The following is a 12,477-nucleotide window of genomic DNA, read 5'->3' as shown; positions in this document are numbered from 1 at the left end:
CATGTTTGATGCGGTGAAATCCAGCATCGCGGCAAGGGCGCAGAGTTGCGCTGGCCCCGGTGCTGTGGCGATCACATTCAGAGGTTTGGCCTCAGGCGGTTTTCTTTTTCGGCTGATGTGCTTGCACGACTTCGCGCATTTCGTCGCGGGTCATTGGCTTGCCGAAATAGAACCCCTGAACCGAAGAACATTTTTCCACGCGCAAAAACTGCAGCTCGTCTTCGACTTCGACACCTTCGGCCAGCACGGGGATGTTCAATGCCGCGCCGAGCAGCAGGGTCGAGCGTACAATGGCCGCCCGCTGGGCGTCGTTATGCACATTCTGAACGAAGCTCTGATCGATCTTGATCTTGTCGAAAGGGAATGTCTGCAGCATCGCCAGCGAGGAATAGCCGGTGCCAAAATCATCCATGGCAATGCGCAAACCCATGGTCTTGAGTTGCTGCATGACCTTTAGCGTATGGACCTGATCATCGATGATGCTGGCCTCGGTGATTTCCAGTTCGAGCCGTTCGGCTAAGCAGGCCGGTTTCCAGCAGGATGTCCGAAACATGTTCAACAAAGGACGGCTGCATCAACTGCTGCGGAGCGACGTTGACGGCGATGTTGAAACTCCCTGGCCAACTGCTGGCCTCCTGACAGGCCGTGCGCAGAACCCAGAGACCGATGTCACGGATCAAGCCTGTCTCCTCAGCAATCGGGATGAATGTGTCCGGAGAAATCCGGCCTTTCGTGGGGTGATTCCAGCGCAGCAGCACCTCAAAACCGACGGGTGCGAGGGAGCTGAGATCGTTCTGTAGCTGATACACCAGTTCGAACTGATCCCCTGCGATACAGGCCTGCCGAAGATCGCTGACCAGTTCCAGACGCGCGCGGTTGTGTTTCTCCATCTGGGCGTTGAACAGGCAGATATGCCGGTCGGCGTCCGCCTTGGCACGATACATCGCCACGTCCGATTTATGCAGCAGGTCACGGATATCGCGCCCGTCTTCCAGGCTGGTGGCAACGCCGATCGCGACCCCGATAATGGCCGATGTGTTGTCAAAATCCACCGGTTCCACGGTGAGCGCATGCAGCCGTTCGGCGAAGGCCAGTACCTGATCGACCCGGCGGAACCCCTGCTTCAGAGCGACAAATTCATCCCCGCCGACACGGGCGATAAACTCGTCTTTTTCCAGCACGGAGTTGAGCCGGTTTGCCACCGTCGTCAAAACCGAGTCTCCGGCAGAATGCCCGTAGAGATCATTGATCTCTTTAAAAAGATTGAGATCCAGGGTCAGCACGGCCACGCGCTCTGTCTCGTCGCGTTCCAGCAATTCGGTCAGGCTGGCCATTTTGCGCGTCAGGGCCATCCGGTTGGGCAGGCCGGTCAGCGGGTCATGCAACGCGGCGTGCTGCAGCTGATTGCGGGCCTCGCTCTCCATATTGGTTTCAATGCTCAGTGCCGCAAAACCGATCATCAGGATGATCGCCATCGTGCCCAGCACGAACAAGCCAAGTGTCGCGTCAGAAATCACTTCCGGCGGGACGGAATAGAGCGGGCTGAGTTGCACTGTGATCGCCGACATCCCGGTGAAATGCATGGCGCAGATCGTCAGTGTCATCAGGCCAACTGCGACAATCCAGTGCCGCCCGGTTGCATAGCGTGTCAGATATTCATAGGTCGCCACCCCCAGCGCCGCGCCGAGCAGAATTGACGAAATCAACGGGGTGGTTTGCCAGACGATTTCTCCCGGTAGCAAATACCCACTCATCCCGAGATAGTGCATTGTTGAAACGCTGAGACCAAACATCGCGCCGCTGGCTGCAACCCGATAGTTGGTCGAATGTGCAAATGCGTAGACGCCATTCGTCATGAGCATGCCCACAACCGCAGCCGCAAGCGATACCCCGGTCAGCAGCGGGTCATACCCATGCGCATAGCCGGGATCAAAGGCGAGCATGGCGATGAAATGGGTGGTCCAGACGGTGCCGCCGCTGATCAGGCTGGTGAGAGCGAGCTGGACGAGTTTGCGCGTGCCCGCCGTCCGGCCGAGGCGCTGGGTCATCTGTACCGACAGGCAGGAACCGATGACGCAGACAAGCGCAGCCACGGCCACAAGGCCCAGGCTGTGTTCTTGCGTAATGCATTGAACGACGCTGTACATCTCAATCTCCGGTAGTAGCAGATACACCCTCTATGCTGTGCATCATCATCGTAAAGAAACCGCTACCATGCCCTGATCGTTGCAGTCTTGATGCTTCAAATTCGTTACAACCGGCGTCTATTTTTGATGGTGGGCCTGAGAATATGCGCATACGAAAAACGCCGCCAAGGTTGGCGGCGTCTTGTCAGAACAGAGAGGCGTGGCAGGCCGTTACGCTTGCTTGTCCACAGCGTCCTTATGGATGAATTTGCAATCGCAATAGGGGCATTCGACAAAGCCTTCGGCCTCGGGGATTTGCAGGTAGACCCGCGGATGTCCCAGCGCACCTTCGCTGCCGTCGCAGGCGACGCGGTAGCTGTCCACGATCTTGGTTTCCGGCGCTTCGATGGTCATCTCTGGCGGTCCTCTTGGTTATCAGTTAGTGGCTTTTATGAGCCAAGGGAAAACCGGGGGCAAGGGCCGCAATGACTGAGGACGCAATCCGTATCGAAGGTTTGCAGAAAACCTACAAGGGCCGCAGGGGGCAACCTGCCAAAGAGGCGCTGAAAGGCGTGGATCTGAGCATTCCGCGTGGATCGGTCTTTGGTCTTCTCGGCCCCAACGGCGCCGGTAAATCCACCATGATCAATATCCTGGCCGGGCTGGTACTGAAAACGGCGGGAAAGGTCACGATCTGGGGTTTCGATCAGGATGAAAATCCGCGCCAGTCCCGTGCCTCCATCGGGGTGATGCCGCAGGAGTTGAACCTGGATCCGTTCTTCAGCCCGCGTGGGGCGCTGGAGGTGCAGGCCGGATTGTACGGGGTGCCGAAATCCGAACGCCGCAGTGATGATATTCTGCGCATGGTCGGGTTGGAGGACAAAGCGCATGCTTATGCCCGGACCCTGTCGGGCGGAATGCAGCGGCGGTTGCTGCTGGGCAAGGCGCTGGTTCATCATCCCAATATCCTGGTGCTGGATGAACCAACGGCAGGTGTGGATATCGAATTGCGCCAGATGTTGTGGGAGAATATCCGCAAGCTGAACGCGCAAGGCATGACCATCATTTTGACCACGCATTATCTCGAAGAGGCCGAGGAAATGTGTGATGAAATCGCGATCATCAATCAGGGTGAGCTGGTGGCGCGTGACACCACGGCAAATCTGCTGGGACGGTTGGATGCAAAGGCGATGGTGGTCCACCCGGCGCATCCGGTGACGACATTGCCGGTGGGCGATGGGATCGCATCGGAGCTGCGCAGCGATGGTGCGGTGATCCTGCGCTACCACGGCAATCAGACAAGCGCAGAAGAGGTCTTGTCGGCGGTACGTGAGGCCGGGATTTCGATCCGGGACGTTAAAACCGAAGAGGCCGATCTGGAAGATGTGTTTCTGGCGCTGACAAAATCGCGGAGCTGATGGCGCGGTGGCGCGTCAGCATTCTGCCCTTGTTAGAGCCTAGTTTTCCTCGTGCGAGCCGTCATTGTGTTTCGACGCAGTGACGGCGGAAGGCACGTTTCAGCATGTCGAGCTCGGCGCGCAGCAGTTCCACCTCAACCCGCAGATCATCACCGGTCAACTCGCCGCAGATGAGGGTGAAATCGCCGAGTTTTGCATCGGTCGTCAGATCATAAATCACAAAACTCTGGACACCATCGGTAATCGCTTCGGTTGGAATTGGAATGGTGAGGGACCATTCGTTGGCGGTGTCACTTTCCTCAAGGGTGACATTTGGCACCAGACGGTCCAGGTGCCGCACCTCAATCGCAGGCATGGCGCCAGCAGCTCCTGCGCCTGCGATCCGCCCCTCCCACAGGCCGTCGCGAAAACGAATTTTGGTCAATGTCAGCTGGCTCATGTCGGGCCTTTCGAAGGTGGATTATAGACTGGCGCGACGGCTGCGGGATAAGGTGAGATCGCGCAGGGTCACCTGGTTCATTTCCGGAGCTTCAAAGATCAGCTCCAGCCACAGCCGCTCGACGCGTTTTTCGTTCAGGTCGGCGTAGGCGAGGTCATATTCGACATGGGTTCGCTTGTCGCCCATAGGCATCTCACGCACCATCTGTTCGGTGTTCGGGCCATGCTTGATGTTGAGCCGGGCGAAAATTTCAATCGGGTTTTCGGTTTCCACCGTGCAATCCACCCGTAACAGATGATCGCGGCTTAGCCCGTGGGTCACCTCTTGCGGCAGCTCAATGACAAGCGACAGGAATGAGCCGTCAAAGCGGAACACATCCAGGCGGACGCCATAGGGGGCGAGGTCTTCCTCGCGGTTGTTGCGCAGCTGGCGCAGGGTGAGTTCCGAGACGGCACAGTCATGAAACAGCTGCACCTCATCACCGAGCCGGGTCTTGCTGGGAACCGCGGAGGCACCGGGAACAGGCAGCGGGCCGCGCCAAAGTTCGGGGCGCCAGCCCCAGTCTGTGCCATGGGGGCGCGGAAAGGCGTTGGAGCCGATTTGCGGCAGTGCCAGCCGGCTTTCGGCAATATGAATCAGCCGATCGAGATGCAGGCGCAGTGTTCTGGCGCGATTGCGCTGCTCTCTCAACCGGCTGAGTGATGCTTTGGGGGCCTGTTGCGCAAGGCGTCGCCATCGCTTCAGCACGCGTTTGAATAGCAGCTTTTCAATCGTCCTGCCCATAGGCTCAATATCCTGTCCTGCGCCCTGTCATTTTTGGCGCGATGCAACACCTGGCGACATGCGTATTGTTTTTTCTGACCCTAGCCAAAGCGATGGGCGCTGACAAACCTCAGGGCCGGTAATCTTGCCGGGCGATGGTCTTGGCGGGGGCGCCGACCTGTTTTCAGCCCGGATACGGGGCACTATTGCGCGGGGGCATCGGGGCTGGGGGGCAGATCTGCAGTTACGGAGGCTTCAAGCGTTTTTGCGGTCAATTCATTCAGCAGTCGGGCGCCGCGCCCGCCGAGGTTACGACTGCCGCCGGGGGCATAAAGCGCAAGCGCCACCAGTTGATCGTTCAGCACAAATGCACCGCGCCAATGGACCGGGCTGGCGCCTCGGGCGCGGTGATCCGGCATGTTCAGTTTGACCAATGGCAGCATCATATCGTTCCGCTCTGTCAGCAGCCGCGCGCCGGGCGCATTTTTCAACAGATCCGCGCTGGTCAGGGCTTCATCCGCCGACCCGGCGGGTCCAACAGCGACCGTAATCAAGGCGCGGTTGCGGCCTGACGGGCCGGGGCGCAGGCTGGAGCAAGGGACCACGATGGCAAAGCCCCCTTCGGCCCGGTGGCCGGTCATGCGGGGATCGATGCAAAATCCGGTTGGCGGAACCAGGTGAATGGTGTCGCTGGCAAAGCTCATGCGGGTGATATCGCCGGGTTGAGGATCAGCAGTACCCGCGACCAGTGATGCGCCGGTTCCGGCAGTGCATCCCGCCAGCGCGAGAGGGGCGACCACCATCAGCGCCAGTCGTACCAGCCCGCATCGCCTAATCGCTGATGACATCCGCTGTGCGCTACTGCAAAGCCACTGTGCAAAGGCGGTAGAAAAGCCACAGTTGGATCTGCCCGCTTGAATAGAGACATACCCGTTTTCCGCTTGTCGTTCAGCCTGTTCTCCATCCTGAATAGTTGCTTTCTTTCCGTTGCTTACGATGGTCACAGTGGTCTCTGCCTGTCGTTGTCCTGCTCTCCCTTGGCATAGTCCGAGGGGCCTGTCGGAGCAAGCATCTCACGCAAAAGTCGACCGGGTGTTGCCTTGTAATGTCAGGGGGCAATGATTACGGTCTGACCGCTGCACAGCCAGCAAGCGATTTCTCGCTAAGATCCTCCGACACGCAAAAGGAGCAGGGGATGCAATCCACCCTGTTTTCATTCATCTGGACCTATTCGCGGCGCCAGCAGATAGGTCTGTTGGCGTTGACCATGGTCACGTTCCCCTTCCTCTATGCGGCGTTGGAATTGCCCAAGCGGATTATCAACGACGCTATCGGTGCGCCGATGGATCAGGTTGAGGTTCTGGGGCAGCAGATCGGGCAGGTCGACTATCTGCTCTTGCTTTGTGTCGGGTTTTTAGCGGCGGTTCTGATCAGTGGCCTGCTGAAGATGCGTCTTAATACCATGAAGGGCATTGTCGCCGAACGTCTGCTGCGGCGCCTGCGGTACACGCTGATCAACCGGATGATGCGCTTTCCAGCGCCGTATTTTCGGACCACCAGCCAGGGTGAGCTGGTCTCCATGATCACCTCGGAATCAGAACCGATGGGTGGTCTGATGGGCGACGCCGTGGCGCAGCCTGTGTTTCAGGCCGGGCAGATGCTGACGATTGTCGCGTTTCTCTTCATGCAAAGCGTGTGGTTCGGACTGGCCTCGGTGGCGCTGATCCCGTTGCAGGCCTGGCTGATCCCGATGCTGCAACGTCAGATCAACCTGCTGAACAAGGATCGCATCCAGGAGGTGCGGGCTTTTTCAGCTGAGATTGGCGAAACCGCCGCTGGGATCGGGGATCTGCGGATCAATGGTGGCCGCCGGTATCGGCTGGCGCAGATATCGGCACGTCTGGGACGGCTGTTCGATATTCGACGGCGGATCTACACCAAAAAATACTTCATGAAGTTCCTCAACAACATGATCGGTCACCTGACGCCGTTTGTGTTTTATTCCGCCGGCTGGTGTGCTGGCGATCCGCGGCGATATCACGGTGGGCGCATTGGTGGCCGCCTTGGCCGCTTACAAAGATCTGTCAGCCCCATGGCGGGAGCTGCTGACCTACTACAATCAGGTGCAGGATATGAGCCTGCGCTGGTCGATCATGACCGACCGTTTCGCGCCCAAGGGCATGATCCCGGAGGAACTGATCGAGGGCACGCCGACGGATATCCCGCATCTGCGCGGCGCCATTGAACTGCGCAATGTGTCGGTGAAAGATGCCGACGGAAATATGGTGCTGGAGGATTTGTCACTGACGATCCCCCCGGTGGGCGTGTCGCGATCCAGAGCAGCAGCGAGGCGGAGCGCGCGGCCTTTGCAGCACTGCTGACGCGGGAGGTCGTGCCGTTTCGCGGGTCGGTGACGATTGCAGGGCATCGGCTGGACCAGCTGCATCAGGGGGTGATCGCGGCGCGCGTCGGTTATGCCTATTCGCGGCCCTATCTGTTCAACGGCTCACTTGGCGACAATGTGTTGATGTCGCTGCGCGATCAACCGCATATGCCTGCAGGCAGCGAATCCCGTGGCAAAAGCCGTGTGATGACCGAAGCTTGCCGCGCCGGAAACAGCCCGGATCCGCTGGCTGCGGATTGGATCAACCCGGCGCTGGCAGGGCTTGGATCCGAAAGCGAACTGCGTGACTGGTGGTTTCAGCTGGTCGAGGCGATGGGCATCGACGAGCAGCTGTTCCGTCGCACCCTCCACACCCGGTTTCAGATTGGTCCGCATCTTGGCCTTGTGCAGCAGATCATTGCCTTGCGCCCTCTTGTGGCGGAGCGGTTGGCGCGGGCGGGTCTTGCCGATGTGGTACATCGGTTTGAGCCGGAGGTGTTCAATCCAGCGGTTCCGCTCGGCGGTAATATCCTTTTTGCGGCGCCCACCCGCCCGCTTGCGCCCGAGGAGCTGATTGCGGAAGACGGGCCGATTATCAGCGCGTTGCGGAATCATGGCCTGCAGCAAGACGTGATCACCTTCGGTCTTGGGGTGATGGACACCCTGCGGCAGACCTTTGGTCGGGAGGATACAAATCACCCGTTGTTCAAACGGCTTGGGCTGGACGAGGGGTTGTATCAACGCATCGCCGAGGTTGCCGACCGCCAGGCCACGCTGGGTGTGTCCGGGCTGCGCGAGGACGAACGGGTTCTGCTGGCCTCGGTGCCGTTTCTGATCTCGGAGGAGCAGATCGGCACAGCATTTCCAGAGCGGTTCAAGCAGCGCATCCTGGATATGCGACGTGATGTGGCACCAGCGCTGCAGGCGCAATTGGGCGATCTCTTTGTCTCCATTACGCCGGACGCCTATCTGCCGCTGCTGACCGTGTTGGAAAACGTGCTCTATGGGCGGCTGTCGCTCAGCGCGGGGGCCAAGGCCAAGCAGGTCGAGGATCTGGTCGCCGAAGTGTTGGAAGAACACGGGCTGCGCAAGCGTCTGGCGCTGATCCTCTATGACTTGCCCGCCGGACTGGGCGGAACTGCACTGGAACCTGTGTTTCAGGAACGCGCGGCCTTTACCCGGGCGGCGATCAAGCGGCCCGATATCCTGATTCTGGACCGCGCCTTGGCGAGCCATGACAGCGCCAGCAGGCTCAAATCCCGCGAGCGGCTCTCCAAGCTGATGCCAAATGCCACGATGTTGTTTCTGGAGGACCAGTTCAACCATCCGGAACGCTATGATATTTTTGTGAAAATCCAGAATGGCCGGATTGATGGCGTTGAGGGCAATCTGACCGATCCAATGGAGAGTGCTGCACGAAACGATCTGGGCAAACGGCTCGAACTGATCCAGAGCACAGAGCTGTTTTCGAAACTGGATGCACGAAACCAGCGTCTGCTGGCCTTCTCGGCGCGCTGGCATGATGTGGCCAAGGGCGACTACGTCTTCCAATATGGAGACGCCGACGACGCGGTGTTCCTCTGCCTGTCCGGCAAGGCGGATTTGTTCTGGCCGGACCGCACTGCGGAGAGCACACCGATTTCGCAGATTGAACCGGGGCGGCTGATCGGGGATCTGGCCGTGATCCTGCGCGACACACGGCAACTTGATCTGATCGCGGTGGAGGATTGCCGTTTTCTCAGGATTGGTGCCGAAGAATACCGCGCTGTGATCGAGGCTGATGCTGCAGCGTTGCCGTGCAACTGCTGGAGACTGTCTCGCGGCACCTGGTGCAGGTCGCAGGCGTGGCACGGGCAGCGGATCAGAATGTCACCGGCGGTGACACACCAGCGGTGGCAGCTGCCGCGATCGTCGCGGAGGAGCGGCCCGGCAATGTCCACTAAGCCCGCGACACCCGCCTATGCCGCCCATGACCTGCTGGTCGATCCGGCGCGGTCTGCGCCGCAACTCTGGCGCCTGGTGCTGCGTCTGCTTCTCATTGGCGTGCTGAGTTATGCGCTGACCGCTGTCGCGGTACAGACGCTGATCGCAGCCTTTCCGGGCACGTGGGTCCGCGATTTGCCAGCCGGTGGATCGCCGGTCGCGATGCTGGTGCTTCTGAGTAGCTTTCTCTGTGTGACCATCGCTGTCGCCTGTACACTGCGGCTGTTGCATCGGCGTAGTTTAGGCAGCGTGATCGGCCCCATGCCGCTGGCTCTGCAACAGTTTGGCCGCACCTGTTTGCGTCTCGCCAGTCTGATGGCAGCGCTGGCGCTGCTCTGGCTGATCCTGCCGGGTGGTCTTGACGCTGGCGTGATTTCAGATCTGACACCGAATCTTGCGCTGCATCAGTGGCTACGCCTGCTGCCGCTGGCGTTGATTGCGATCTTTATACAGATCAGTGCAGAGGAGATCCTGTTTCGCGGCTATCTTCAGCAGACACTTGCTGCGCGGGGTCTGCACCCGCTGATCTGGCTTTTGGTGCCATCTGCGATTTTTGCGGTGGGTCACTATGTGCCGCAGGACGCGGGGGTGAATGCGCCTCTGATTGCGCTTTGGGCTGGCGGATTTGGTCTTCTGATGGCCGATCTGACCGCGCGTGCGGGCACGCTGGGGCCAGCAATGGCCGTCCATTTTGTCAATAACATCATTGCGATCCTGCTGTTTGGCTCTCCAACCAGCCTGTCTGGTCTGGCCCTTTTTCTGGTGCCGTTTGAGCTGTCTGACCCTGTCATATTGCGGCAGATGCTGTGGCTCGACTTCGCGGTTGTGGGGCTTTGCTGGCTGGTTGCGCGGCTTGCCATCCGGCGCTGATTGCATTTAGACGCGCGGGGCCTTATTTGAAGGTCCAAACCGCCCCTACAAAGGCATGGCTTATGAACTGGATCACCAACTACGTCCGGCCGCGGATCAATTCGATCTTCTCGCGCCGCGAAGTTCCCGAGAACCTTTGGCGCAAATGCGATGAATGCGGCACGATGCTGTTTCACCGCGAGCTGAGCGACAATCTGAATGTCTGCAACAACTGCGGGCATCACATGCACATCACGCCCCGCGACCGTTTTCTGGCGCTGTTTGATGGTGGCATCTTCACCGAGGTTGCCGTGCCTGAGCCACTGGCGGATCCGCTGAAGTTCCGGGATCAGAAACGCTACCCCGACCGGATGAAAGCAGCGCAGAAGACGACCTCCGAGAAAGAGGCGATGCTGGTGGCCGCCGGTGAAATTGGCCGGACCCCGATCATAGCCGCCGCGCAGGACTTCTCCTTCATGGCGGGATCCATGGGCATGTATGTTGGCAACGCGATCATTGCCGCTGCTGAAGAGGCCGTGAAACTGAAACGCCCGCTGGTGCTGTTTTCCGCCGCTGGTGGCGCGCGCATGCAGGAGGGAATCCTGTCGCTGATGCAGATGCCCCGGACCACGGTTGCGGTGCAGATGCTGAAAGAGGCAGGTCTGCCTTATATTGTGGTGCTGACCCATCCGACAACCGGGGGGGTAACCGCCTCTTATGCGATGCTGGGGGATGTGCATATTTCTGAGCCCAACGCATTGATCTGCTTCGCCGGTCCGCGCGTGATTGAGCAGACCATTCGCGAAAAACTGCCCGAAGGGTTCCAGCGCGCCGAATACCTGCTGGATCACGGCATGTTGGATCGCGTGACACCGCGCACCGAAATGCGGGAAGAGTTGATCAAGATCACCCGGATGCTTCTGGGTCTGCCACCGCAGATTGTTGGCGACCTGCCTGCACCGGATGAAAGCGAGCAGGCCGCGAATGATGCCAACGGTGCCGCAGACGCACCGGTATCAGGGACCTGATCCTGCTAGAATTGTGATATTACGGCCCGCTCGTCCTGCGCGCGGGCCGTTTCTATATTGCCCTCGTAAAATCGCCTACATCAGTGAGCCGCAAAATGACCCAGACCTCCGACGCGATCCTTGCCCGCATGATGGCGCTGCACCCCAAGATCATTGATCTGACGCTGGACCGGGTCTGGCGGTTGCTGGCGGCCCTGGACAATCCACAGGACAAGCTGCCGCCGGTGATCCATCTGGCGGGCACTAACGGCAAGGGCTCTACCCAGGCGATGATCCGGGCGGGCCTTGAGGGGATGGGCAAGAGCGTCCACGCCTATACCTCGCCGCATCTGGCACGGTTCCACGAACGCATCCGGTTGGCGGGGGAGTTGATCTCCGAGCCGCATCTGACCGAGGTGCTGGACGAGTGCTACGCCAAGAACGGCGGCGAGAACATCACCTATTTCGAAATCACCACGGTGGCGGGCCTTCTGGCGTTTTCGCGCACGCCTGCGGATTACACGCTGTTGGAGGTCGGCCTTGGCGGGCGTCTGGATGCAACCAATGTCATCACGCCTGAGATCTCGGTGATCACTCCGGTTTCCATTGATCACGAACAGTTCCTAGGCAATACGCTGGCCAAGATCGCTGCGGAGAAGGCGGGCATCATCAAACGCGGCGTGCCGGTTGTGGTTGGCCCCCAGCCAGAGGAAGCGATGGAGGTGATCGAGGCCACCGCCGCCCGTCTTTGCGCGCCATTGATCGCTTATGGCCAACACTGGCATGTCTGGGAGGAACGCGGACGGCTGGTGTTTCAGGATGGGGCCGGGCTCTTGGATCTCCCGCTGCCTGCCTTGCTGGGCGCGCATCAGATTCAGAACGCGGGTGCCGCGCTGGCTGTTCTGCGCCACATGGGCGCCGATGAGGCGGCCTGCGAGGCGGCCATGGCCAATGCCGAATGGCTTGCGCGCATGCAGAAGCTAAAAAAGGGTCCACTTGTGGATGCGGCACCCGAGGCAGAGCTGTGGCTGGACGGCGGCCACAACGCGGCGGCAGGTCTTGCGCTGGCGGAGGTGCTGGCGGGATTGCCCGCGCGGCCCACACATCTGATCTGCGGCATGCTGAACACCAAGGACGTAAGCGGTTATATGGCCCCGCTGGCCCCGCATGTTGAAAGCCTCACGGCGATTTCGATCCCGGACGAGTTAAATACGCTCAGCGCCGAAGAGACCGAAGCCGCCGCCAAGTCCGTGGGCATTGCAGCAGGAACGGCAAAGAGCACAATCGCGGGACTGCAGGCAATCATCGCCAAGGATCCGCACGCACGGGTGCTGATCTGCGGCTCGCTCTATCTGGCAGGTCATATTCTGCGCGACAACGGGTGACGCTGAAAGCCGGGATGCCTGCTGCGTACCCCGCCTGTCACCTTTCCCAAAATACTCCGGGGGTGAGAAAGCTCTGCTTTCGAGGGGGCAGCGCCCCCGACAACGTCGCCCGTTTCCACCACTTC

General features: G+C 59.8%; 10 protein-coding genes and 1 pseudogene. 5 read left to right on the top strand and 6 right to left on the bottom strand.

Annotated elements, in window-relative coordinates; translation table 11 throughout:
- Positions 1-91: 91 nt before the first annotated feature.
- The 3 genes from L0Z65_RS12875 to L0Z65_RS12865 form a co-directional block, all read right to left on the bottom strand.
- Positions 92-553: an EAL domain-containing protein gene (locus L0Z65_RS12875; protein ID WP_405108189.1), complete on the bottom strand. Its 462-nt coding sequence runs from the start codon at positions 551-553 to the stop codon at positions 92-94.
- Positions 471-2,147 carry a diguanylate cyclase domain-containing protein gene (locus L0Z65_RS12870; RefSeq protein WP_405108186.1) on the bottom strand — a complete coding sequence of 559 codons (1,677 nt, stop codon included), beginning with the start codon at positions 2,145-2,147 and terminating at the stop codon, positions 471-473. Before L0Z65_RS12870 ends, L0Z65_RS12875 begins: the two co-directional genes overlap by 83 nt.
- Before the next feature lie 210 nt (positions 2,148-2,357).
- Complete coding sequence (locus L0Z65_RS12865; protein WP_096870354.1) at positions 2,358-2,540, bottom strand: zinc-finger domain-containing protein; 183 nt, start codon at positions 2,538-2,540, stop codon at positions 2,358-2,360.
- Positions 2,541-2,611: 71 nt separating this feature from the next.
- Here L0Z65_RS12865 and L0Z65_RS12860 point away from each other — a divergent pair, with 71 nt between their 5' ends.
- Complete coding sequence (locus tag L0Z65_RS12860) at positions 2,612-3,544, top strand: ABC transporter ATP-binding protein (RefSeq protein ID WP_096870355.1); 933 nt, start codon at positions 2,612-2,614, stop codon at positions 3,542-3,544.
- Between the two features lie 61 nt (positions 3,545-3,605).
- Here L0Z65_RS12860 and L0Z65_RS12855 read toward each other — a convergent pair whose 3' ends face one another.
- The 3 genes from L0Z65_RS12855 to L0Z65_RS12845 form a co-directional block, all read right to left on the bottom strand.
- Entirely contained in the window at positions 3,606-3,983 is a 378-nt protein-coding gene (locus L0Z65_RS12855) for a hypothetical protein (protein WP_405108181.1), read from the bottom strand.
- Between the two features lie 21 nt (positions 3,984-4,004).
- Positions 4,005-4,766: a DUF6478 family protein gene (locus tag L0Z65_RS12850; protein WP_096870357.1), complete on the bottom strand. Its 762-nt coding sequence runs from the start codon at positions 4,764-4,766 to the stop codon at positions 4,005-4,007.
- Between the two features lie 182 nt (positions 4,767-4,948).
- The gene (locus L0Z65_RS12845) at positions 4,949-5,593 is read right to left on the bottom strand and encodes a hypothetical protein (protein WP_405108178.1); all 645 of its coding nucleotides are present in this window, start codon (positions 5,591-5,593) and stop codon (positions 4,949-4,951) included.
- A 257-nt stretch (positions 5,594-5,850) separates the two neighbouring features.
- Here L0Z65_RS12845 and L0Z65_RS12840 point away from each other — a divergent pair.
- From L0Z65_RS12840 to L0Z65_RS12825, 4 genes and pseudogenes are all read left to right on the top strand, one after another.
- A pseudogene (locus tag L0Z65_RS12840) lies at positions 5,851-9,071 on the top strand (ABC transporter transmembrane domain-containing protein).
- Positions 9,061-9,981, top strand: coding sequence for a CPBP family intramembrane glutamic endopeptidase (locus L0Z65_RS12835; RefSeq protein ID WP_405108175.1), 921 nt, complete (start codon positions 9,061-9,063; stop codon positions 9,979-9,981). The pseudogene L0Z65_RS12840 and the gene L0Z65_RS12835 overlap by 11 nt, the downstream one beginning before the upstream one ends.
- Positions 9,982-10,043: 62 nt before the next feature.
- Positions 10,044-10,988, top strand: a complete 945-nt coding sequence (gene accD, locus L0Z65_RS12830; RefSeq protein WP_040171652.1) for an acetyl-CoA carboxylase, carboxyltransferase subunit beta — start codon at positions 10,044-10,046, stop codon at positions 10,986-10,988.
- 95 nt (positions 10,989-11,083) lie between these two features.
- On the top strand, positions 11,084-12,352 hold the full coding sequence (locus L0Z65_RS12825) for a bifunctional folylpolyglutamate synthase/dihydrofolate synthase (RefSeq protein ID WP_405108171.1): 1,269 nt from the start codon (positions 11,084-11,086) through the stop codon (positions 12,350-12,352).
- Positions 12,353-12,477: the final 125 nt, after the last annotated feature.

The organism is Phaeobacter sp. BS52 (assembly GCF_045040595.1).
Classification (GTDB): Bacteria; Pseudomonadota; Alphaproteobacteria; order Rhodobacterales; family Rhodobacteraceae; genus Phaeobacter; species Phaeobacter piscinae.
This window is presented reverse-complemented; position numbering and strand designations above follow the sequence as displayed.

Coding starts and splice junctions, on each gene's coding strand:
- L0Z65_RS12845 (WP_405108178.1), bottom strand. CDS start 5,593: ATGTCATCAGCGATTAGGCGATGCGGGCTGGTACGACTGGCGCTGATG.
- L0Z65_RS12875 (WP_405108189.1), bottom strand. CDS start 553: ATGTTTCGGACATCCTGCTGGAAACCGGCCTGCTTAGCCGAACGGCTC.
- L0Z65_RS12865 (WP_096870354.1), bottom strand. CDS start 2,540: ATGACCATCGAAGCGCCGGAAACCAAGATCGTGGACAGCTACCGCGTC.
- L0Z65_RS12870 (WP_405108186.1), bottom strand. CDS start 2,147: ATGTACAGCGTCGTTCAATGCATTACGCAAGAACACAGCCTGGGCCTT.
- L0Z65_RS12855 (WP_405108181.1), bottom strand. CDS start 3,983: ATGAGCCAGCTGACATTGACCAAAATTCGTTTTCGCGACGGCCTGTGG.
- L0Z65_RS12835 (WP_405108175.1), top strand. CDS start 9,061: ATGTCCACTAAGCCCGCGACACCCGCCTATGCCGCCCATGACCTGCTG.
- L0Z65_RS12850 (WP_096870357.1), bottom strand. CDS start 4,766: ATGGGCAGGACGATTGAAAAGCTGCTATTCAAACGCGTGCTGAAGCGA.
- accD (WP_040171652.1), top strand. CDS start 10,044: ATGAACTGGATCACCAACTACGTCCGGCCGCGGATCAATTCGATCTTC.
- L0Z65_RS12825 (WP_405108171.1), top strand. CDS start 11,084: ATGACCCAGACCTCCGACGCGATCCTTGCCCGCATGATGGCGCTGCAC.
- L0Z65_RS12860 (WP_096870355.1), top strand. CDS start 2,612: ATGACTGAGGACGCAATCCGTATCGAAGGTTTGCAGAAAACCTACAAG.